The sequence below is a fragment of the uncultured Moraxella sp. genome (assembly GCF_945873075.1).
Lineage (GTDB): Bacteria > Pseudomonadota > Gammaproteobacteria > Pseudomonadales > Moraxellaceae > Moraxella.
In genome coordinates this window covers 49,313-72,350 of sequence record NZ_CAMCBS010000006.1, presented here as the reverse complement: position 1 = coordinate 72,350, position 23,038 = coordinate 49,313, and the positions used below count along the sequence as shown (strand labels likewise).

The 23,038-nt window shown below is 45.9% G+C and carries 23 protein-coding genes; 12 read left to right on the top strand and 11 right to left on the bottom strand.

Annotated features, from left to right (window positions below):
- Window positions 1-41: 41 nt before the first annotated feature.
- The 3 genes from Q0N89_RS03465 to rpe are packed head-to-tail and all read right to left on the bottom strand — an operon-like array spanning window position 42 to window position 1,323.
- The gene (locus Q0N89_RS03465) at window positions 42-344 is read right to left on the bottom strand and encodes a hypothetical protein (protein WP_078253601.1); all 303 of its coding nucleotides are present in this window, start codon (window positions 342-344) and stop codon (window positions 42-44) included.
- Window positions 344-646, bottom strand: a complete 303-nt coding sequence (locus Q0N89_RS03460; protein WP_294033404.1) for a hypothetical protein — start codon at window positions 644-646, stop codon at window positions 344-346. Before Q0N89_RS03460 ends, Q0N89_RS03465 begins: the two co-directional genes overlap by 1 nt.
- Window positions 646-1,323, bottom strand: coding sequence for a ribulose-phosphate 3-epimerase (gene rpe, locus Q0N89_RS03455; RefSeq protein ID WP_294033402.1), 678 nt, complete (start codon window positions 1,321-1,323; stop codon window positions 646-648). Before rpe ends, Q0N89_RS03460 begins: the two co-directional genes overlap by 1 nt.
- Before the next feature lie 213 nt (window positions 1,324-1,536).
- Between rpe and Q0N89_RS03450 the strand changes: the two genes are divergently transcribed.
- On the top strand, window positions 1,537-3,201 hold the full coding sequence (locus Q0N89_RS03450; protein WP_294033400.1) for a fatty acid--CoA ligase: 1,665 nt from the start codon (window positions 1,537-1,539) through the stop codon (window positions 3,199-3,201).
- A gap of 265 nt (window positions 3,202-3,466) precedes the next feature.
- Window positions 3,467-5,239, top strand: coding sequence for an oleate hydratase (locus Q0N89_RS03445; protein WP_294033398.1), 1,773 nt, complete (start codon window positions 3,467-3,469; stop codon window positions 5,237-5,239).
- Between the two features lie 153 nt (window positions 5,240-5,392).
- Here the strand turns inward: Q0N89_RS03445 and Q0N89_RS03440 are convergent, their stop codons facing one another.
- Together Q0N89_RS03440 and Q0N89_RS03435 are read right to left on the bottom strand one after the other, a co-directional pair.
- The gene (locus Q0N89_RS03440; RefSeq protein WP_294033397.1) at window positions 5,393-6,886 is read right to left on the bottom strand and encodes an outer membrane protein transport protein; all 1,494 of its coding nucleotides are present in this window, start codon (window positions 6,884-6,886) and stop codon (window positions 5,393-5,395) included.
- Between the two features lie 203 nt (window positions 6,887-7,089).
- On the bottom strand, window positions 7,090-7,320 hold the full coding sequence (locus Q0N89_RS03435; RefSeq protein WP_294033396.1) for a SlyX family protein: 231 nt from the start codon (window positions 7,318-7,320) through the stop codon (window positions 7,090-7,092).
- A gap of 104 nt (window positions 7,321-7,424) precedes the next feature.
- Between Q0N89_RS03435 and Q0N89_RS03430 the strand changes: the two genes are divergently transcribed.
- Genes Q0N89_RS03430 through panD form a run of 4 tightly spaced genes read left to right on the top strand, consistent with a single transcriptional unit; the run spans window position 7,425 to window position 12,130 of the window.
- Entirely contained in the window at window positions 7,425-9,395 is a 1,971-nt protein-coding gene (locus Q0N89_RS03430) for an ATP-binding cassette domain-containing protein (protein WP_294033395.1), read from the top strand.
- On the top strand, window positions 9,392-10,438 hold the full coding sequence (locus tag Q0N89_RS03425; RefSeq protein WP_294033394.1) for a lipid A biosynthesis acyltransferase: 1,047 nt from the start codon (window positions 9,392-9,394) through the stop codon (window positions 10,436-10,438). Before Q0N89_RS03430 ends, Q0N89_RS03425 begins: the two co-directional genes overlap by 4 nt.
- A 36-nt stretch (window positions 10,439-10,474) precedes the next feature.
- Window positions 10,475-11,704, top strand: coding sequence for an AAA family ATPase (locus Q0N89_RS03420; RefSeq protein WP_294033393.1), 1,230 nt, complete (start codon window positions 10,475-10,477; stop codon window positions 11,702-11,704).
- Window positions 11,705-11,746: 42 nt separating this feature from the next.
- Window positions 11,747-12,130, top strand: a complete 384-nt coding sequence (gene panD / locus Q0N89_RS03415; protein WP_294033392.1) for an aspartate 1-decarboxylase — start codon at window positions 11,747-11,749, stop codon at window positions 12,128-12,130.
- Between the two features lie 7 nt (window positions 12,131-12,137).
- On the opposite strand, the gene Q0N89_RS03410 is transcribed toward panD, so the two are convergent.
- From Q0N89_RS03410 to pheA, 6 genes are all read right to left on the bottom strand, one after another.
- Entirely contained in the window at window positions 12,138-12,287 is a 150-nt protein-coding gene (locus Q0N89_RS03410) for a hypothetical protein (protein WP_294033391.1), read from the bottom strand.
- A gap of 72 nt (window positions 12,288-12,359) precedes the next feature.
- Window positions 12,360-12,782 carry a 2-amino-4-hydroxy-6-hydroxymethyldihydropteridine diphosphokinase gene (locus Q0N89_RS03405; protein ID WP_294033390.1) on the bottom strand — a complete coding sequence of 141 codons (423 nt, stop codon included), beginning with the start codon at window positions 12,780-12,782 and terminating at the stop codon, window positions 12,360-12,362.
- Complete coding sequence (gene folB, locus Q0N89_RS03400) at window positions 12,779-13,138, bottom strand: dihydroneopterin aldolase (protein ID WP_294033389.1); 360 nt, start codon at window positions 13,136-13,138, stop codon at window positions 12,779-12,781. Before folB ends, Q0N89_RS03405 begins: the two co-directional genes overlap by 4 nt.
- 24 nt (window positions 13,139-13,162) lie before the next feature.
- The gene (gene rarD / locus Q0N89_RS03395; RefSeq protein ID WP_294033388.1) at window positions 13,163-14,056 is read right to left on the bottom strand and encodes an EamA family transporter RarD; all 894 of its coding nucleotides are present in this window, start codon (window positions 14,054-14,056) and stop codon (window positions 13,163-13,165) included.
- 110 nt (window positions 14,057-14,166) lie between these two features.
- The gene (locus Q0N89_RS03390; protein ID WP_294033387.1) at window positions 14,167-16,470 is read right to left on the bottom strand and encodes a bifunctional prephenate dehydrogenase/3-phosphoshikimate 1-carboxyvinyltransferase; all 2,304 of its coding nucleotides are present in this window, start codon (window positions 16,468-16,470) and stop codon (window positions 14,167-14,169) included.
- 96 nt (window positions 16,471-16,566) lie between these two features.
- Entirely contained in the window at window positions 16,567-17,676 is a 1,110-nt protein-coding gene (pheA, locus tag Q0N89_RS03385; RefSeq protein ID WP_078253588.1) for a prephenate dehydratase, read from the bottom strand.
- A gap of 260 nt (window positions 17,677-17,936) precedes the next feature.
- Between pheA and Q0N89_RS03380 the strand changes: the two genes are divergently transcribed.
- From Q0N89_RS03380 to purD, 6 genes are all read left to right on the top strand, one after another.
- The gene (locus Q0N89_RS03380; RefSeq protein WP_294033386.1) at window positions 17,937-18,851 is read left to right on the top strand and encodes a transaldolase; all 915 of its coding nucleotides are present in this window, start codon (window positions 17,937-17,939) and stop codon (window positions 18,849-18,851) included.
- A gap of 115 nt (window positions 18,852-18,966) precedes the next feature.
- Entirely contained in the window at window positions 18,967-19,341 is a 375-nt protein-coding gene (locus Q0N89_RS03375; protein WP_294033385.1) for a hypothetical protein, read from the top strand.
- 139 nt (window positions 19,342-19,480) lie between these two features.
- Window positions 19,481-19,645 (top strand): rubredoxin, encoded by a 165-nt coding sequence (rd, locus tag Q0N89_RS03370; RefSeq protein WP_078253585.1) that lies wholly within the window; start codon window positions 19,481-19,483, stop codon window positions 19,643-19,645.
- Between the two features lie 21 nt (window positions 19,646-19,666).
- Window positions 19,667-20,671, top strand: coding sequence for an alpha/beta hydrolase (locus tag Q0N89_RS03365; protein ID WP_294033384.1), 1,005 nt, complete (start codon window positions 19,667-19,669; stop codon window positions 20,669-20,671).
- A gap of 155 nt (window positions 20,672-20,826) precedes the next feature.
- Complete coding sequence (locus Q0N89_RS03360) at window positions 20,827-21,462, top strand: fumarylacetoacetate hydrolase family protein (RefSeq protein WP_294033383.1); 636 nt, start codon at window positions 20,827-20,829, stop codon at window positions 21,460-21,462.
- Window positions 21,463-21,679: 217 nt separating this feature from the next.
- On the top strand, window positions 21,680-22,957 hold the full coding sequence (gene purD / locus Q0N89_RS03355; protein ID WP_294033382.1) for a phosphoribosylamine--glycine ligase: 1,278 nt from the start codon (window positions 21,680-21,682) through the stop codon (window positions 22,955-22,957).
- The last annotated feature ends 81 nt before the right edge of the window (window positions 22,958-23,038 follow it).

Genomic DNA, 23,038 nt, shown 5'->3' with positions numbered 1-23,038 from the left:
AGTTTGGTCATTGATATGGGCGGTGGTGCGTATTTTCAAGGTCATCGCCAGTAGCGAAGTTTTGCCATCATAAACAAAAACGCCACAAACATCCCCAGATAGTACGCCATCTTGACATCAAAGCTGTCATCACGCCATTTCATCGGCATCGCCACGAGTGCAGTAAAGGCAGGGATAATGATTAAACTGACCAGCCAATTTTCGAGTACATGTAGCCACCCTTCGAGCCCACCATAACGCAGACCCGATAAGCCAATCAAAAGACAAGCAATAATCAGTAATAAAATCAATCCCTTAGGAATACCGACCGGCGTGATGGCATCAGGAATGAGTTTGTTCAGCATCAGCTATATACCCCCATGATGGATAATAGTGACACCACTGACAGCAGCCAGCCGAGCGTCAAGGCATTGCGTGGATGAATCGATGCCTTGCCCATTTTGTTCAATCCGACACTGCCAAGCCACATCAGCGCAGGCAATACGATGACAAAAAATGGCACGACGACCATCGCATGACGCAAGACCGCAGCCACATCATCCCCGAACATCAAGCGAAAGCCATAACCAGCGACGCTTAGCACGATACTAGCCAAGCACAGACCAATGGTGAAACTCATCGGCACAACGCTTTTTTGAGCACTCATCAAGCACCCACCTTGGCAAGCTCATCACGCATCGCATCGATGACTGCTTTATAATCAGGCTGATTAAAAATCGCACTGCCTGCGACAAACATATCAGCACCTGCTTCAGCGATGGCACGGATATTGGCGACATTGACACCACCATCGACTTCTAGGCGAATATCACGACCGCTGTCATCGATACGCTTGCGTACTGCTTTGAGCTTATCAAGCGTGCCATCGATGAATTTTTGACCGCCAAAACCCGGGTTGACGCTCATGAGCAAAATTTGATCCACTTTATCAATGGTATAATCCAAATAATGTAGCGGTGTCGCAGGATTGAACACCAAACCACACTTCGCACCGCCATCTTTGATCAGCTGTAAGCTGCGATCAATATGCTGTGTGGCTTCAGGGTGAAAAGTGATGATGTCCGCCCCTGCTTTTAAAAACTCTTCAATCATGCGATCCACAGGCGATACCATCAGATGTACATCAATCGGTGCTGTGATGCCATAGTCTTTGAGCGCTTGGCAAACCATCGCACCAAAGGTCAGATTGGACACATAATGATTGTCCATGACATCAAAATGCACCACATCAGCACCAGCATCCATCACGGCTTTGACATCATCGCCAAGACGGGCAAAATCCGCTGACAAAATCGATGGTGCAATCAAATAAGGCTTGGTCATAATCGTATCCAAAGTCAAAAAATATCGCCTATGATAGCAAAATTTGACCAAAACATAAAGCCAAAAGCCGATATTAACTCGATTAACTGATATAGTATAACTTATTAAACTGTTGAATTGTAGTTTTATTGTTTTGCATCTTTACAAAGTGAATTTTTTGGTTCATGATATGATGGCAATGACGCAATACCACTCTACCTACAAGGAGCCGTTATGAGTGCGATTTTAAATCTCCATGATGATTATCATCAAGCCAAAAACGCCTATCACTATCCCCTACTCATCAAAAATCTGCTCGATCGTGCCAAGATCGCATCACGCCATAAGAAGATTCACTATGCTGATCGCTTCGAGATGAGCTATGAGACATTCTTTACTCGCATCAACCGCCTAGCCAATGTGCTGACCGACCTAGGTCTGCACTCTGGTGATGTCGTGGCGGTGATGGACTGGGATACTCATCGCTATCTGGAGCTGTATTTTGCGGTGCCGATGTGCGGACTAATCCTACAGACAGTCAATGTGCGCCTATCAGAAGATAAGGTACTCTACACCATCAATCATGCCAAGCCCAAGGCATTATTTCTCAATTCAGAATTTGCCCCAATGGTCAAAGATCACGCCACCGATGCGCCAAGCATCGAAAAAGTGGTCTGGCTGGATGATCATGACACGCCGCCGCCATCTGCTGCTTATGGCGAATATGAAGCACTGCTTAGCGCTGCCAGTGACAGCTTTGATTTCCCTGATTTTGATGAAAATACCATCGCCACCACTTTTTATACCAGTGGCACGACAGGCAATCCAAAAGGCGTATTCTTCAGTCACCGTCAGCTGGTACTGCATAGTCTGGCGGTGGCATCGACATTTGGGCTCAATGCCGAAGGTCAAGGACTGCGCTATGATGATGTCTATCTGCCTGTGACGCCGCTGTTTCATGTGCATGGTTGGGGTTTGCCTTATGTGGCAACGATGGTTGGACTTGATCAGATTTATCCAGGTCGATATGTGCCGCAGAACTTGGTGGACTTAATGGAAAAATACCAAGTCAGTTTCACGCATGGCGTACCGACGATCCTACAGATGCTATTGGGTGAGATGCAAAGCCGTGGACGCACATTCAATGGCATGAAGATGATCATCGGTGGTTCACGCCTGACCGAAGGCTTGTGCCGTCAAGCGCTGAATCTGGGCATTGAAGTATTCACCGCTTATGGGATGTCAGAGACCTGTCCTGTCATTGCTTGCACTACCTTTAATAAAAGCGATCAGCTAAGCCCTGAAGATGACATCAAACGACGCACTAAAACAGGCACGCCCGCTGTGCTGACTCGTATTGAGCTGTGGGATGAGCATGGGCAAGCTGTCGCTACCGATGGCAAGAGCACAGGCGAGATCGTCGTGCGTTCGCCTTGGCTAACCCAAAGCTACTTTAAGAATCAAGATGCAGGCGATGAGCTGTGGGCAGGCGGCTATCTACACACCCAAGACATCGCCAACATGAACGATAAAGGCGAATTGCAAGTCACCGACCGCCTAAAAGATGTCATCAAATCTGGTGGCGAATGGGTGTCATCGCTTGAGATCGAAACTCTGCTATCGCTACATCCAAGCGTCGCTGACATCGCTGTCATCGGCATCCCTGATGACAAATGGGGCGAACGACCATTGGCGCTGATCGTCCTTAAGCCCACCCATCAAGACACCACCGCTGATGATATCATCGCCATCGGTCTACAAGCTGTCGAGCGTGGACTGATCGCCAAATACGCCATTCCAAGTGATGTCAAATTCGTCAGCGAACTGCCCAAAACTAGTGTCGGCAAGCTTGATAAAAAAGTAATGCGACAGATGTATGCTCAGGGGTTATATTCATAATATTTTAATATACATAATAAGCTTAGGTAACTAAGCTTATTTTCTTGGTCAATGACAAACAGTGACTGCGGCGTATACAATAAGTAATTACAGTACAAAGTTTTACCCCATATTACATGCTACAATATAGCAAGTATATTGCAGATATGACATCAAATACCATCTCTGCTTTATGCGGTGTCATCCATCATCATTTTAACGATGTATGATATTTATTAAAAATAAATCAATGTAATAATCACCACAAGTAAATAGGGGGTATCTCATGCGTTATAGTCGTGGTAATTATGAAGCGTTTGCTCGTCCAAGAAAGCCAGAAGGTGTTGATCAAAAGTCAGCCTATATCATCGGCTCGGGTCTTGCAGGGCTTGCTGCAGCTGTATTTTTGATTCGTGATGGACATATGGCAGGGGAAAATATTCACATTCTTGAAGAGCTGCCCTTAGCTGGTGGTTCGCTTGATGGCACCAATAATGCACATCTAGGCTTTGTCGTGCGTGGCGGTCGTGAGATGGAGAGCAATTTTGAGTGCATGTGGGATATGTATCGTTCAATTCCATCGCTTGAGATTCCTGGAGCGACTTTTCTTGATGAATTTTATTGGCTTAATAAAGATGATCCCAACTCATCAAACTGTCGCCTAATTCACGATCGTGGCAATCGTCTGCCGACTGACGGTCTTTATACGCTTGGTAAGCACGCCAAAGAACTTGTCGATCTTGTTATGCAGTCTGAAGAATCGCTTGGTGCTAAGACCATCGCTGAAGTATTCACCGATGGTTTTTTTGCGTCCAACTTTTGGACTTATTGGGCGACGATGTTCGCTTTTGAAAAATGGCACTCTGCTGCTGAGATGCGTCGATATTTGATGCGCTTTATTCATCATATTGAAAGTTTACCTGATTTTTCATCACTCAAGTTCTGCAAATACAATCAATATGAATCCATGGTCAAGCCCATCATTGCTTACCTACAAAGTCACGGTGTCGATGTGCAATATGATTGTCAAGTAAGCAATGTCGCAGTGGATTTTGAAAACGATAAAAAAGTTGCTAAGGCCATTCATCTGACTACCGCAGGTCAAGACAGAGTCATTAATCTCACCAAAAATGACCTAGTATTTGTAACCAATGGTTCAATCACCGAAAGCAGTACCTATGGCAGCCACGACCAAATCGCCCCACCAAACAAAGAGCTTGGCGGCTCATGGCAGCTTTGGGAGAACTTAGCAGCTCAGTCTGTTGAATTTGGTCATCCAAAAGTCTTTTATAAAGACCTGCCAGACCAAAGTTGGTTCATCTCAGCCACGGCGACGATCAAGCGTGCCGAAATCGAACCTTATATCGAGCGCTTGACTCACCGTGATTTACATGATGGCAAAGTTAATACTGGTGGCATCATCACCATCACAGACTCAAACTGGATGATGAGTTTTACCATTCATCGTCAGCCACATTTTAAAGAACAAAAGGATAATGAGATTGTCGTATGGATCTATGCACTGTATTCCAACATTGATGGTAATTACATTCAAAAGCCTGTAGAATCATGTACAGGACGAGAAATCACCCAAGAATGGTTATACCATCTTGGTGTCCCTACCGATAAAATTGAGTTGCTATCATCTCAAGAATACATCAATACAGTGCCTGTATACATGCCTTATATTACCAGTTATTTTATGCCACGAGTTATGGGCGATCGCCCTAAGGTGATTCCTGATCAATCAGTAAACCTAGCATTTATTGGTAATTTTGCAGAATCACCGACTCGTGACACAGTCTTTACAACTGAGTATTCTATCCGTACCGCCATGGAAGCTGTCTATGGACTGCTTGATGTCGAACGAGCCATTCCAGAAGTGTTTGGCTCGGTTTATGATGTGCGTGAGTTACTAAAAGCACTATACTGCCTGAACGAAAAACGCAGTATTCACGAGCTAGATTTGCCAATACCGTCATTTCTTGAAAACCTTGGACTCGAGAAAATCAAAGGCACTACGCTCGAAACACTACTTAAACAGGCTAAATTGATTTAACTAATTAAATAAAACTTAAAAAAATGGCTTGTATTGTATCCAAGCCATTTTTTATAATGCTGCCAGTACTGATATTAAAATTTAGGCTAAGCAAAAAAACGGCCTGACAAAAAACCAAACCGTTTCTTTGATAAATAATCAACCAGTGCTAGATTATTTAGCTTGATAAGCCAACTTAACACCAGCGATATAGCCATCATTGTCAGAGAATTCGCCTGCAATATGTCCAGTTGGCAAGGTTGCAGTCACATCACCAAATTTCAGATACTTACCGCCGACAGATACTGACCATTCTGGGGTAACATTGTATTTGGCACCCAAGCCCACACTGTAGTAGCCTTTGATTGGGCCCAGTGAAGTAGCTGGGTTACCTGCACCTGAGTCATAACCAACGCTACCTGATACAGCAAGCTTATCATTCAATTTTTTGCCTAAGCCAAGTTCTGCTGACCATTGGTCTTTCTCATAGCTTACAATTGGCAGTGCTACATTATTATTGACACGCTTAGATGCGTCGCCATAAGTCGGTGGACGAATTTCAAAATCAGACCAAGGCACATAGCGTACTTTTGCTGTCAATAGCGTCGTTGGATTGATACCTGTTTGGAAATCTAGGTTATACGACTCAGGCAATGACACTTTGAAATTTCTTGCTGTCACTTGATCAAGCGCAGGGAAAGATTCTGCAATGCTAGTTTCGTGCTCAATTTCAGAACGATAGGTCAATGCTGCTTTAAGTGCGATTTCAGGCTTGCTATAAGCAATACCCGCCACCCAGCCAATATCCGTATCGGTACTAATACGAGCATCATAGCCTTGTGCTGTTTGATATGCTGTACCGCGCAGATGCACTTCGCCATTTAGACGCTGAAGTGCAGGACCGCCATAAATTTGGAAATTGCGTTTTTCACCTAGCTTAACACCAACCAAACCAGTGACATTGTGGGTACGAATTTCAACATTAGTACCTTCACCTTTTTGAGCTTCTGAAGTAGCAGCAATGTTCGCAGCAGCAGCGGCTGATTGTGCAGCTAGTGAATTAGCAGCATTAAGCTTTTGATCCACAGTATCAAGCCCACCATTTACAACTTTTAGCTTTTCTTGTAACTCTCTAGCGTCACCACCTGCTGCTATCGTTGCTGCAATCCCTTGCTCAAGCTGAGTTTTGTTATTGGTTAACTCATCTTTTGTACTATTTAACTGATTAATACCTTGGCGTAGAGCAGCAGCCGTGTCACTATTATATAGAGCAGTTAAAGTCGCTGCTGCCCCTTGGCTAACAAAATTATTATCGCCATGATATTGTACCGCTGCACCAAATGGCTCATCATAAAGCACACCGACGCTAATACGATCATTAACATCTGCTTTTACACCGAAGCGGAAAAAGTCATAAGCTTCTGCACCATCGCCAACTTCTTTGCCTTTGGTGTATTCGGTCTTAGATCCTGCTGATGCAAGGCCATTATCATGACCTGCAACATCAGCATCAATATAAGTATAAACAAACTCAGCATAAGTACCGTCTTGCAAGAATGCGGTCACATCCTGACCCGAACGGTCCAAACCTGCTGCTTGTGCTGTAGTCGCTGCCAATCCTGCAACAACGGCCAAAGTTAATGATTTATAGCCAAATGATACACTCATAGTATTCTCCAAAGTTTGAGTTCCCTAAATCCACAAAACACCGCTACTTTCTTACCTAAATGTAAGCAAATGTTTTGTCTTTTGTATATTAAATCAAAATAAATCGCAACACAAGCAAAAAATACACCAAAATCATGCCAAATACTGATAAATCGCATTTTTTTTATGTATTTTTTGACTCTGATAAATGGATGGCATGATCATCAATAATGTGGCGGTCTGTCAGCCAATAGATCAAATGGCGCAACGCCTGCATCTTCTTTGCTGGTCATCTGCGCATAGATGAGCTTAAGCTGGTCTTGTAAGTCCATCAGCTGACGATCTTGGCGGGCGATGACTTCATTGAGTTTATCGCAGGTATCTTCTAGGAAGCTTAAGCGTGTTTGCAATTCGATGATGTCATCATGGCTATCATAGCCTAGCGTGGTGGTCATGGCGGACGCTCCAGTCAGAAAATTGCCAATATTGTACACAATTTTTGGCGAATTTTTGCTATTATATGCACCTTTATATGACCGATTCTTAGATCCGACTGTTTATGGCATTAATACAACTCAAAAATATCCACTTAGCCTTTGGTGTTGCACCGATTTTGGACGGGGTGAATTTTAGCCTTGAGCCCAATGAGCGTGTGTGCTTGATTGGGCGAAATGGTGAAGGCAAATCCACCCTGCTCAAGCTCATCACAGGCGATCTGCACGCTGATGACGGCGAAGTGCTGATCAAAGACGGCACTAAGATTGCCATGCTCGCCCAAGATGTGCCTGATGGTGATATGGCGGTCTTGGATGTGGTGATGAGCGGTAATCAACACATCGCCGATACGCTCAAAGCCTATCAAATCGCAAGTGACGCCTGCGGTCTGGGTGATCATAAAGCTTGTGATGAGATGAGCCATCTACAGCATACTTTAGATGTGCTACACGGTTGGGATTTTGAGCGTAAGGCTCGTGCCATCATTGATAGCATGGGATTGGATGCGACTGCCAAGCTGAGCGAGCTGTCAGGCGGTCGTAAGCGCCGAGTACTGCTCGCCCGTGCGTTGGTCACTGAGCCTGATGTGCTACTGCTTGATGAGCCGACCAACCATTTGGATATTGAGAGCATTGATTGGCTTGAGAATTTCTTATTAAATGAGCGCTTGACCGTGCTATTTATCACCCACGATCGCAAATTCGTCGATCGTCTGGCCACTCGCATCATTGAGCTTGATCGTGGTCAGCTGGGCAGCTATGATGTCAATCAAGGCGCAGGCGGCTATGCCCGCTACCAAGAGCTCAAAGAGCTTGAGCTTGCCAGTGAACAAAAAAGCTTTGCCGAATTTGACAAAAAACTCGCCCAAGAAGAAGCATGGATTCGTCAAGGCATCAAAGCACGCCGAACTCGTAACGAAGGTCGTGTGCGTGCCCTAAAAGCTCTGCGTGAAGAGCGTAAAGCCCGCCGTGATGTCGTCGGTAATGTACAAATCAGCCAAAATACCAGCGAAAAATCAGGCAAAATCATCTGCGAAGTCAATCATCTGACGCTTGAGTATGATGATAAGATTTTATTAAAAGACTTTAGTACATTACTACTGCGTGGCGATAAAGTCGGTATCATCGGCAAAAATGGCGTTGGTAAGACCACCTTAATAAAAACCATCTTAGGGTTGGATAATTCTGCCGTCAAACAAGGCTCGGTCAAGCTTGGCACGAATCTTAATATCGCCTTTTTTGACCAATTAAAAGACGACCTAGACCCCGAAAAATCAGTCGCAGACAATGTCTCTGAAGGCTCAGACCATGTCGAAGTTGGCGGTCGCAAGACGCATATTTTGGGCTATCTACAAGACTTCTTATTTAGCCCAAATCGTGCTCGCACCCCTGTCAAAGCCCTATCAGGTGGCGAAAAAGCCCGAGTACTGCTTGCCAAATTACTACTAAAACCTGCCAATGTCCTAGTGCTTGATGAGCCGACCAACGATTTGGATATGGCGACACTTGAGCTACTCGAAGAGTTTGTGGTGAATTTTGATGGTACGGTGCTACTCATCAGCCATGACCGCGCCTTTATGGACAATGTCGTCACCCAAACTTGGGTCTTTGACACCGATAAGCATGGCAATGGCGTGGTGCTTGAGTATGTCGGCGGTTATGAAGATTATTTGGTGCAACATGAACGGTTTTTGGCAGCTAATCCAAAACCTATGGCAAAACCTGCTGACAATAAAGCAGAAAAAGCAGAAGCAGACAAACCTACCCAATCTGCAACCGCTACAACAGTCGCTCAAAAAACCGAAACCAAACGCAAACTGTCTTATAAAGAACAGCGAGAGCTTGAGAGCCTACCTGATGAAATCGCCGCTTTAGAAACCGAGCAAAGTGAACTTAATGCCAAGCTAGAAGATGGCTCGTGGTTCACCACAGATTTGGCGGCAGCTACTGCAGCGAGCGAGCGACTGGGTGAGATTGATGAATTATTACTTGCCAAGCTTGAACGCTGGGATGAGCTAGAGAGTATTGCCAAATGAGCTGTGACAACCATCAATGCGGCTGCGGCGATACAAAGCCTGTTAGCACCACGCCCGCCATTACGCTGACGGATAATCATAAGCAGACGCACATCGCCGAGCCAAAGCCGTTTCAATGGGCATTTTTACACCCAAAAAACTGGGGATTTTGGCTAGCGATGGCACTGATTTTGCCACTCATCTATCTACCGCTACGGATTCAGTTTATGATTGGGCGAGCGATTGGCAAGCTTGTGTTTAAGCTTGTCAAACGACGGGTCAATGATACCCTGACCAATCTTAAGCTTGCCTTTCCTAATAAGAGTGATGACGAACGCCAAGCCATCGCCCGCCAAGTGTTTATCAATCAAGGCATTGGTATTTTTGAGAGCCTGTGTGCATGGTTTCGCCCCAATATCTTTGTGCGTAGCTTTAGCATCTCAGGACTTCAGCACCTTGTCAATGCCCAAAAAGACGGCAAGGCGGTGATTTTGCTCGGCGGTCATTATACGACGCTGGATTTGGGTGGCAGACTGTGCACGCAGTTTTTTGGTGCTGATTGTGTCTATCGCCCTCAGAATAACGCACTGCTTGAATGGTTCATTTATAACGCACGCCGTCGTATTTTTGATGAACAAATCTCAAGCCGTGATATGAAAAAACTCATCGCCCGCATCAAGGCTGGGCGTGTGATTTGGTATTCGCCCGACCAAGATTTTGGGCTAGAGCATGGCGTAATGGCGACATTTTTTGGCGTGCCTGCTGCCACCATCACCGCACAGCGTCGCCTTGCCAAGATGGGCGATAAATCCAATCCGCCTGCAGTGATGATGATGGATATGGTGCGTCAGACGCCTGATTTTATCCCATCGGGTCGTCGTCCGCATTATCATATCACCTTAAGCCCTGCGCTTGAAAATTATCCATCCGCCGATGAAGTCGCCGACGCTGAGCGTATCAACCGCTTAATCGAAGCCAATATCCAAAAAGATATCAGCCAATGGATGTGGTTTCACCGTAGGTTCAAGAACCAAGCCGATGGCACGAATTATTATCAAAAATAACTCAACTATGAAATCATCGCATCAGGAAAGCCGCTCATGAAAATTCGCACGCTTGCCAAACTGTGTGGCGTACATCGCTACAAGAGTGATACGCCAACACCTGATGAGATTTTTAATGATGCCAACAAACGCATTTTTCATCAAGATGATGCCCTATTTCAGCTGTCCAACATTTTGCATTATCATTTAAGAAATCTTGAAAATTACCAAAAATATTCAGAGCGAAAATCCAAGTACAACAGCTTTTTGCTTTATGGTCAGACCCAAAACATTGAAGGCGATTATCTGCAATTTAAGCCAGCAGTGCCTGCACCACTACGCCAGCCGCCCATCTTTTTGACTGGTACTACGGGCAGTGGCAAGACGCATATTATTAAGCAGCTCTGCACACATCTTGATTTGAATTTTGCCATTGTTGATAGCACGCATTTGGCACCCCAAAGCTATCGTGGTAGAAATATTTGTGATGTCGGCGAACAGCTGCACATTGATGCCAAAGGTGATGAGCTCAAATTGCAGTTTTCGGTGGTGTTTTTTGATGAATTTGACAAATTATTCGCCTATCGGGACTCATCTTTTTCTGAATTTCGTCGCTCTATTGCCACTGAATTATTAACCTTAGTTGAAGGCAACGCCCTGTTTCCTTGTCGCACCGAAAGCCTGTCTTTTAATTCCGAAAACGTCTTATTTATCTTGGGTGGCAGTTTTAACCTTGCCAAAGTCAAAGACGATAACAGCGGTATCGGCTTTACCACGACACCACCAACCAACGCCAAAGCCAAGCCACCAAGCACCTTGATGGAGCTGTCAAATCTAGGCTTGCCCGATGAATTGGTCGGTCGCTTGGGTAAAATCATCACCATGCAACCCCTAGACGGTGCGATGCTGAGTGATATTTTACTTAACAGTCCGACATCGCCGTTTGTACTACTCAATAACAAGTTGCGCATGGTGCAATCGATTGCGACCATCAGCCCAGACACCATCCAAGCCTTGATTGACCAAAACCAAGAAGCCATCAAGACCTTTGGCGTGCGTGGCTTATATCAAGGCTTTAATGCACTGCCTTATCTTGCCACATTACTCAATGAAGCGGTGAATAATTGTCAAGAAGAAATTGACAGTCGATTTGAATTGGGTTTAGATGAATATCAAGTCATCTATTCTGTTGATGAAGAAGATGACGAAGAAGAGGCTGAAGAATCTTTGGAAAAGCCATTTTTCAATACCTATATCAGTACACCCAATGATGACATCCCATTTTAATTATTAGCTATTATTTACAATAATCATAAAAAGAGGTCAATTATGATTCGCACATTATTAGGTGGTAAAATCCACCGCGCCACCGTCACCGAAGCCAATCTTAACTATGTCGGTAGCATCACCATTGATGTTGATTTGCTTGATGCCGCTGGTATTTTGGTGAATGAAAAAGTCGCCATCGTCAATAACAACAACGGCGAACGCTTTGAAACTTATACCATCGCAGGCGAGCGTGGCAGTGGTATCGTCTGCCTCAACGGCGCTGCCGCCCGCAAGGTGCAAGCAGGTGATATCGTCATCATCATGAACTATGTGATGATGGATGATGACAAAGCCAAACAGCACAAGCCCAATGTCGTACTGGTCGATGGCGATAACCGCATCACCGATGTGCTGCATTATGAGCCTGCCAATACGGTTTGGTAATTTGACATCAGCTTTTGGCAAACTTGGCGACAAGCTTTGCCATCGTGTCGGACTCATGCGTATTAAGCCCTGATAATCCATCAATGGCGCCCTGTCTGTTTTGGGCGTCTTTATTTTGACTGAGCTTAAAAGATGCTTGAATATCAATGACTTGCAAATCAATGCTTGATGGTTATAAGTCGGCATTACTATGTGAGTTTGTGCCTAAATGCCTTGGATAGATACCAATTCAAGCAAGCAAAAACCTAGCCACTTCTTTGACACCTGATAAATCATGGCTTTTTAGCGGTAGGCGTGCAGGGTTCATCTGCCACTTGTCATCAGCGAACACCGCCAAAATATCCAAATCCATCGCTACTTCATAATCATATTCGGCACATTTTTTGGCAGGATTGCGGCCACAATCTCGCTCGATTTGTTTAAGCTGATGTTCGATGTCTGTATATTGAATTGACTTTGTCAGTACAATATAAGCACAAGCATTGTGATAGACACGCTGACTACGCCCTGTGAAATCCTGCCCCATCACCACTTGCGATAACTGTATCTCGCCAAGCTTATTAAGCTTATGCAAAGCACAGGCAAAAGCAGTATCCGCCTGATGGTTACTGCCTAAGGCAATCACAAGACGTTCGACTTGCCCATCTGTCATACAGCTGCCCTGCGTACGATTTTGACGCCGACACTTTTGGCTGCCTTGATGGCATTGGGCTTGTGGATGGTGAGCGTGATTTGACTGCATGGATAATGGCTTAGGATATGCTCGGCAATCTTATCCGCCAAAGTCTCAAGCAGCTCCGCCTGAATCTCATGGCACAGTCGTTCGATGTCTTCGCTGACCGTTTTGTAATTAATCACATGTGCCACATCATCATCCATGATGGCACGGCTCATATCACAGACCATCTCGGCATCAAAAATCAGCTGCTGCTTAATCGCACGCTCCCACGAATACACGCCTATCAGCGTATTCACTTCAAGACCTTGGATAAAGACGATGTCACCCATAACGGTTTCCAATAATAATTTCTATTAATTAGATTTTCTTTGTAATAAATCAGCACTAAATATCGCAAGCGCCGACCAAATCAGCCCAAAGACGACGATATTTTGGATGCTAAATGGCTCTTTGTACAAAAACACCGCAAGCAAAAATACGATGCTTGGTGTCAAATATCCCATAAAGCTCAGCAAAGTAAAGCTGACCATCTTGGTGGATTTGTTGTACAACAGTAGCGGAATCAGCGTAATTGGCCCTGATAGCATAAGTAGCCAAATATCCGCCGATTGCCACAAATCAAGGCTTGAGCTTGCCACACCTGCTTGTGATAACCAAAGCAGACACAGCGGTAACAGCAACGCCGTCTCAAGAAACAAGCCATCAATGGCATCAAATGGCGTCTGCCGCTGAATGATACCATAGACACTAAAGCTCAATGCCAATAGCAAGCTCACCCACGGCAGACCACCAAGCCACACCACCTGTATGCCGACGGCGATGGTAGCAAGTAAGACAGCGATTTTTTGTAGTGGGCGCAGTTTTTCTTTTAGAAAGACTAAAGACAACGCCACACCCATCAGTGGATTGATAAAATAACCAAGACTTGCTTCAAGCACTTGGTCATGCGTCACCGCCCACACATAGGTCAGCCAGTTTGTGCCAATCAGTAGTGCTGCAATAAAGGTAATCCCAAGCCATTTGGGTTGATGGCGAATCACACCAAGCCACGCTGTGCGACGGCTAAGCGTCAGTACGACAAGCAATAGCACAAAAGTCCACACCACCCGATGTACGATGACTTCGATAGCATCATAATGGCTTAGTTCTTTGAAATATAAAGGAAAATTCCCCCATAACAAAAAAGCCACCAAAGCGGTGATGATGCCTTGGGTGGTGGTTTTGACCGTTTTGGTTGGCTGATTCACGATGGGTTTTCCTTATTAGCCTTTCAAGCTTGGCAAATGATGCGATGCTTTGAAAGGCTTTTTTGGTCAATCATCAACTAAGATGTATGAATTAAGCGATCAAATACAACTTATTTTACATCAATGCTTAGACCGACCGAATTGGCAAGTTCAGCAAAGTTTGGGAAACTGGTATTGACCGTCTCCGTGCCTTGAATGATAATCTCATCTGATGCACGAGCTGACGCCACCGCAAAGCTCATGGCGATGCGATGGTCATGATGCGACTCAATCACACCACCACCAAAGATGGCATTACGCTCGCCTGCCACGCCACGCCCTACAATGATGATGCCATCATCCAGCACAGTTGATTCTACACCCAAAGTCGCCAAGCCATCTGCCATCACTGCAATACGGTCTGACTCTTTGACTCGCAGTTCTTTTGCGCCGGTAAGCTTAGTCGTCCCAGTGGCACAGCTAGCGGCGACGAACAGCACAGGAAACTCATCAATCGCCAGTGGCACTAGATGCTCAGGGATGTCGATGCCTTTTAGGTCGGATGGCTTGACAGTGATGTCAGCGATAGGCTCGCCACCGACGATGGTTTCGTTGGTAACAGTGATGTCAGCACCCATCAATTTTAGAATATCAATCACGCCTGTACGAGTCGGATTCATGCCGACTTTTTGGATGGTCAAGCCATCACCGCCACCGATTGCACCCAGCACCATAAAAAACGCCGCACTTGAGATATCGGCAGGTACGATGATGTCTGTGGCGGTCAAGCGACCACCACCTGTCACCGTGATGACATTACCATCGGTATGTACAGGATAGCCAAAGGCGTTCAGCATTCGTTCGGTGTGGTCACGGCTGACTTCAGGCTCACGAATGGTGGTTGTGCCATTTGCCCAAAGCGACGCCAAAATCAAGCATGACTTAATCTGCGCTGACGCTACAGGCAAGGTATAATCAATAGCGGTCAATGGCTGCGAACCTGTGATAGACAGCGGCGCTGTGCCTTTTTCGCCGGTCGATTGGATGACTGCACCCATCTCACGCAGTGGCTTTGCTACACGCTCCATCGGCCGCTTAGATAGGCTGACATCACCGGTCATCACGCTATCAAATTTCTGAGCGGATAAAATCCCTGCCAATAGGCGCATACTCGTGCCTGAGTTACCCATATACAACGGCTCTTTTGGTGCTTGTAAGCCATCAATACCCACGCCATGAATGGTGACTTTATCGCCATCTCGTTCGATTTTGACACCCATATCGGCAAATGCCTGCAAAGTCGCAAGCGCATCTTCACCTTGCAAAAAGCCACTGACATGGGTCACGCCATCAGCCAACGAACCAAACATGATACTGCGATGAGAAATGGATTTATCCCCCGGTACGGTAATCGTACCTGCAATGTGGTTTTGGGGGCGGATATGATAGCTTTGGCTCATAATCGTGTCCTTGATGGCATCGGTTGTGATGATGCTATTGGGTTTGTGTGTGGATTTTTTGGCAAGCATATGCCCAAAATGACGGCGTGCATGGCGAGATGTCGCCAGCCAATCAAGTAGTTTTTGTGAATTTTGTGTTTCGATAATTTCTTTAAATTCATTCAAATGTTGTTGAAATTCATCCAAAGAGCTAAGTAGTGCTGATTTATTGGCAATAAAAATATCATGCCACATCACAGGGTGGCTAGCAGCAATGCGACTAAAGTCACGAAAGCCCCCTGCGGCATAACGGAAAATATCCAAATTATCATCATGGCTTGCCAACTGATGCGTCAGGCTAAACGCCAATAAATGCGGCAGATGACTGGTATAAGCCAAAATCTCATCATGACGCTTGGCATCCATCTCAATGACATCTGCGCCCACGCCCTGCCATAGCTGACGCAGTTTGGCAAGTTGTGCCAAATCCGTGCCATCAGTCGGACATAGGATTAATTTGTGCTGTACAAACAGCTCGCCATTTCGAGCATGAAAGCCCGAATTTTCGGCACCTGCAATCGGATGCCCACCGATAAAGCGATGATGTGTGCCAAAAATTTCATCGGCAAGTGTTGCCACGCTTTCTTTGGTGCTACCCACATCGCTGATTAGGCAGTCTTTGACAAGCTTGCCTGCATCCATCGCAGCTTTGAGCGCAGACATCACAGATGCCATCGCCTTGACAGGCACGGCAATCACCACAATATCAGCGCCCTGCACAGCCTTGATAATCTCGGTGCTACCATCAGCTATCACGCCTGCATTGATGGCGTCTTTGATGCTGACGGCATTGGTATCCATCGCCGTGATTTTGCCAACCAGTGGCGTGCTACGGCGCTGATTGGCATTATGCACCGCTTGCACCAGCGATGCACCAATCAGCCCCAAGCCAATCACGCACAGATGGGCAAATAGCGGCTTTGTCATCTCATCCATTGGTGATATTTCCCCATTCGATTGATGATAATGGTCAAACAAACATCAAGTGATTCTTTATAAAATATAAAAAAGCACCATCAATTCATACGCAGATTATAGGACGGCTTTTGGGTATGAGCCAAGCACTCGCAAATCTTTGACCAATGGGCGAATATCTTCGATGGCAGCGGCGACATTGTCATCACTGATATGACCATTCATATCAATAAAGAACACATACGCCCATTTGTTCGGACGCTCTGGGCGAGTCTCGATACTGGTCATCGATACGCCATGACGACGCAGCGGCTCAAGGATTTCAATCAATGCACCTGCCTTATCAGGACTTGACACCATAATCGATGTCTTGTCCGCACCTGATGCCGCCACGTCTTCACGACCGATGATTAAGAAACGGGTGGTATTACCTGGGTTATCTTCGATATTTTCGTGTAGCTTGTGCAGACCATATTCAGCGACTGCCACATCACCTGCGATGGCTGCTGAATGCCATTCGTTTTGGATACGGCGAGCCGCTTCGCCATTACTTGATACCGCCACACGCTCAACGCTTGGGAAATTGACATCAAGCCAATGACGGCACTGCGCCAACGCTTGTTGGTGTGCATAGATACAGCTTAGATTTTTGACTTTGGTGTGCTCGGCGACCAAAAAATTATGATGAATCGGCAGTTCAACTTCGCCGATGATTTTTAAACTTGAGCCAAGAAACGCATCTAGCGTATGATTGACCACGCCTTCTGATGAGTTCTCGACAGGCACAACACCATAAGACGCACTGCCTGATTCCACTTCGCGGAACACATCAGTGATGGTCGCTAGCGACACTGTGGTCGCCGCTTTGCCAAAGTGCTTAAGTGCTGCTGCATGAGTAAATGTCCCCACAGGCCCAAGATACGCCACCTTTTGTGGGGCTTCAAGCTCTAGGCAGACCGACATAATTTCACGGAATAGGCGAGCCATTTTTTCGCCTGACAATGGGCCTTCGTTACGAGCCATCACCGCTTTTAGCACTTGGGCTTCACGCTCTGGACGATAAAAAATCGGATGGTCTTCGTGATTTTTTTTGGCAATCGCCACTTTTTGGGCGACTTTGGCACGCTCATTGATAAGCTGTTGGATTTGTTCATCGATGCTATCAATTTGATTGCGATAGCCTTTGATTTCGTCTGTATTAATCGGCAAGGTTGGCGTTTCGCTCATTACAGCTTCCTTTTTTTAAATCAACATAAATATGCCAATGATACACGATTTTTATGTTTTGGTGTAGTGATTTTGACAAACTTTCTTTTATAATCGTTTTAGCCAATACCGCTGACACTGATTACCTAGACACAAGATTTATTCAGTCGATTTGTATCAGATTTGCCTGATGGCGATTGTCCAAATTAACATCAAAACAGTGGCGAAAATTGTCCAAATGTGCTACTTTTAACTCACCTTTTAGACCATTGAGATTTTTTATGAATAGCTTAGAACAATTATCACAGCTCACCACCATCGTCGCTGATACTGGTGATTTGTCCGCCATCGCACGCCTAAAGCCTGTCGATGCCACCACCAACCCAAGCCTAATCACCGCCGCCTTTGCCAGTGGCGAGCATGACGAATTATTAAGCCAAATCAAAGGCTTGGACACCGATACCGCCATCGATACGCTCACGGTGGCACTCGGTCATCAAATCAGTCAGCTGATTGCAGGGCGTGTCTCAACCGAAGTCGATGCACGACTATCATTTGACACCGACGCGACCATCGCCAAAGCACATGACTACATCGAACGCTATGCCAAACTTGGTGTCGATAAAGAGCGAGTACTCATCAAAATCGCATCGACTTGGCAAGGCATCAAAGCCGCCGAACAGCTTGAAAAACAAGGCATTCACTGCAATCTCACCCTGCTATTCACCGATGCTCAAGCCCGTGCGTGTGCTGATGCAGGCGTGACTTTGATTTCACCATTTGTCGGTCGTATCACCGATTGGCAAAAGGCTCACGAAAATCGCCAAAACATCGCCATCAGTGATGATATGGGTGTCAATTCGGTCAAATCGATTTATCAGTTTTATAAATCGCACGGCTATCATACCCAAGTGATGGGCGCAAGCTTTCGCAGTATTGAGCAAATCATCGCCTTGGCAGGCTGTGATTTATTGACCATCTCACCTGCCCTACTCGATGAATTGGCAAACAGTCAGCTGGCTGTACCAAGACAGCTTGTCCTAGCAGATGACATCACCGCCAAGCCGACACCGCTTAGCCAAGCCGACTTTGAAAAAGCTCAAGACGCACATCCGCTAAACAGTCTGCTTATCAAAGGCATTGATGGCTTTATCGCTGCTCGTGAAAAATTGGTCGAGCAGTTGGCGGGTTTATAAGCCAAGCCAATGATTAAAACCGTTTGTGCCAATTTAAGCCCAGACGGTTTTTTCTTGATTTGGTAAATAGTTAATGATACTATCTTAATTATTTAGCCATCATAAGGAAATCATCATGCTAAAACCTACCATCATTGCACTTGCATTATTAACCGCGACCAGTCCTGCTTTGGCAAAAGCACAAAAATTGCCGTTTGTTGGGACAAGATATTTTAATTTTGCAGGTGGCATGGGTACGGAAGAAAGCATTACCATCACCAAAAAAGGCAATGTAACCATCAAAATATATGGCAAATCAAGTACTGGTGTTCTTTATAAAGGCAAATACCAAAACCCTATCCCAATGGATGGCGGTGCTTATTACTATCAAATCAAAGGCAACCAAATCCATATGCTTGATGAAAATAAAAAGCTTGAGTACGCCTGTTATGGCTTTGGCTTAGTCAATCCTGATGGTGAAGCCTGTATCGCTCATCTAAGCAAGCCATAGTAAGAAAGTAAAAGCAAGAGAATTTTTCCCAAACCCGAAATTTTACTTGCAAAAAATCGATACATCTGTAAACTAATCATCTAATAATTTTACCCCAATATTGTGCGCCATCAGCACAATCAAGGCAACAAGGTGACTTATGAAAAAATATCAATGTATCGTCTGCGGTTGGATTTATGACGAAGAGCTAGGCTGCCCCGAAGAAGGTCTAGCGCCCGGCACTCGTTGGGAAGATATCCCTGAAGACTGGCTATGCCCAGAATGTGGCGTCGGTAAAGCCGACTTTGAAATGGTCGAAATCTAATCAAAAAATCCAATCATAGCCATGAGTAGCGAAACCCCCTTTCACACACAGCCGAGCGTCGTGCCTGAGAGCTGGCGACGATTTGGCGATATCGACTGGCATCCATCGGATTTGTCCAAGCATCTGTATCAAGCCATTATTGACATCGGTGATGGCATACGCCTGTGTGTCGAAGCGGGGGGCAATCCTGAGCATCCGCCGATGATTTTTGTGACGGGTCTTGGCTCGCAGATGTTGTTTTGGTCGGATAGTTTTCTTAAACTGTTTATCAATGCAGGCTTTTTTGTTATCCGCTTTGATAACCGTGATACGGGGCTATCTAGCAAAATTCAAATCGACGGTCTGCCACGACTTAATAAGCTAAAAATGATGCTCAAGGTGCAAGCAGGCCTATCAAACAAAGGCGAGCAAGTACCCTACACGCTCACCGACATGGCTGAAGATGTGGCACGGCTGATTAAGACCATGCATCTGTCTAAAGTCAATCTCGTCGGTGCATCGATGGGCGGTATGATTGCCCAAATCGTCGCTGCTCGCTATCCAAAATATATCAAAAATCTTACCCTGCTATTTTCTACCGCCAACCGTGCGTTTTTACGCCCGCCCAATCCCAAGCAGTTCATGACCTTTGTGCGCCGCCCCGAGAGCCATTCGGAGCGAGATATGGTACGCCATAGCGTATGGTTTATGACGGCTGTTGGCTCACCGGGACATCTGGATATCAAAGGCACTCGCGCCATCGCCGAAAAACGCTATCAGCGCAATTTTCATCCGCTTGGCGTGGCTCAGCAGCTGACTGCGATTTTGGCATCAGGCTCAATTTTGAAGTTTACCAAGCAAATCCGTGCCAACACCTTAGTCATTCATGGCGACAAGGACGGGCTCGTTGCACCAAGTCATGGTAAATTTCTTGCCAAAGTCATCCCCAATGCTCGCTTTGTGCTAGTCAGTGGCATGGGTCATGATTTGCCCGCTTATTATCATCCTTATCTTGCGACTTTGATTAGTAATCATTGCAAATCCTAAACCATTGCCCAAATATTGATTGACCCCATCTCTGCCGTCAGTCATCAGCGGATAACTGGCGTTGATTTGATGGTGTAAAATTTGTTATGATGCGAGTAGTGTTACACCTTTGATGATAATCATGACAAATATTCACATGATAATAAGGATGGATAATGAAATCAGTGATTTTTAAAGATGGCAGTCATGCCCCTGTAGGTAATATCTACTGTATCGGACGCAGTTATGCCGAGCACATCAGCGAGCTTGGCAATACACCCACCGGTGAGCCTGTGGTCTTTATGAAACCGAGCACCGCACTCACCCAAGATAACACACTGACCTTGCCAAGCTTTAGCGATGATATTCATCACGAAGTGGAGCTGGTGCTATATATCGGGCAAGATGTGGCAGATGATGCCAACATTGATTTGAGCATCGTCACAGGCTATGGCGTGGGGCTTGATTTGACCGCTCGTGATGTACAAGCCAATCTCAAGGCAAAAGGCCTGCCGTGGACACTAGCCAAAGGCTTTCGTGATGGTGCTTGGCTATCGCCTTTGACACACGGCATACCCCCTGCTGTCAGTACGCTGTTTTTGTCAGTCAATGACGAAGTGCGTCAGCATGATACCACCGATAAGATGTTGTTTGACCGCTTGTACCAGTTGCAGTATTTGCACCGTCATTTTGGTCTACGACAAGGTGATTTAATTTATACAGGCACACCAAAAGGCGTGGGCAAACTGGTATCAGGCGATGCACTCGTGGCTAAGCTTGATGATGATGCCTATGCCATTAGCATTGTCTAGGCTGTGCTGTTTCAGGCTTATAGTTGCTTAACTGGCTTTGATGGTTGGTCGCAGTCGACTTGTCGTCAAAGCCATATTTTTGGCATAGTTTAAAACACATGGCGACTTTGCCAAATCCACAACAAAAGCACATTTAATTTCGCCAAAGCCTAAAATTTTTGTTAAAATAACGCCATTGAGTTGATTTTCCCGTTTTACTTATTTTCTAAGGATTATTATGAATATTTTAGTACTGGGCACCGGTGGTCGTGAGCACGCTTTGGCATGGGCTTGTGCCAAAGATCCAAAAGTCGCCACCGTCTATGTCGCTCGTGGCAATGCAGGTACGGACATCGAAGCTAAGCTTGTCAATGTTGATCTTGATGTCGCCAATCATGCAGCGGTCATTGAGTTTTGCCAAGCCAATGACATCGCCTTTGTGGTCGTCGGCCCTGAAGCACCATTGGTTGCAGGCGTGGTCGATGATCTGCGTGCCGCAGGTATCGCCATCTGGGGCCCGACCCAGTACTGCGCACAGCTAGAAGGCTCAAAGGCATTTGCCAAAGACTTTATGCAAAAGCACGGCATCCCAACTGCCTTTTATGAAGTCTTTACCGAGATTAACCCTGCCAAAGCATTTGTGCAAAAAATTGGTGCGCCAATCGTCATCAAGGCTGACGGTCTAGCTGCTGGCAAAGGCGTCATCGTCGCCATGAGCGAGCAAGAAGCCTTTGATGCGATTGATGATATGCTTGCCGGTAATAAATTTGGCGATGCAGGCAGTCGTGTGGTGATTGAGCAGTTTTTGGCAGGCGAAGAAGCATCATTCATCTGCATGATTGATGGCGACAACATTCTGCCGATGGCGACAAGCCAAGACCACAAGCGTATCTTTGAAGGCGATACAGGCGCAAACACAGGCGGTATGGGCGCATACAGCCCCGCCCCTGTGGTGACAGATGATGTGCATAACAAGGTCATCGAGCGAGTGATTCGCCCTGTGGTCGATGCGATGAAAGCGAACGGCACGCCTTATACTGGCTTTTTGTACGCAGGTTTGATGATTGATGAGCATAACGATCCGTATGTGATCGAGTTCAACTGTCGATTTGGCGATCCTGAAACACAGCCAATCATGATGCGCCTAGAAAGCTCATTGGTCGAGCTGATTGAAGCAGGACTTAAAGGTGAATTACCTGCCACTGCCAACTGGTCAAAGCAAGTGGCGCTTGGTGTGGTTCTAGCAAGTCGCGGCTATCCAGAAACCAGCTCAAAAGGCGATGTCATCACAGGACTTGGAAATGACACCGACAGCCTAAAAGTCTTCCATGCAGGCACCAAAAAACAAGGCGATGACATCGTCACCGATGGCGGTCGTGTGCTATGTGTGACGGCACTGGCTGACACCATCAAAGATGCACAAGCCAAAGCACTACAGGCCATCGACAGTATCAGCTTTGATGGGATGCAGTATCGCCGTGATATCGGTTGGCGTGCGATTGATAAAGGGTTCTAAACCCAAGCACCAATCAAGGGATAAGGCGATTTGCTTTATCCCTTTTTTTAAACCATCTAAAAGATAGCAATCGTAGCGACA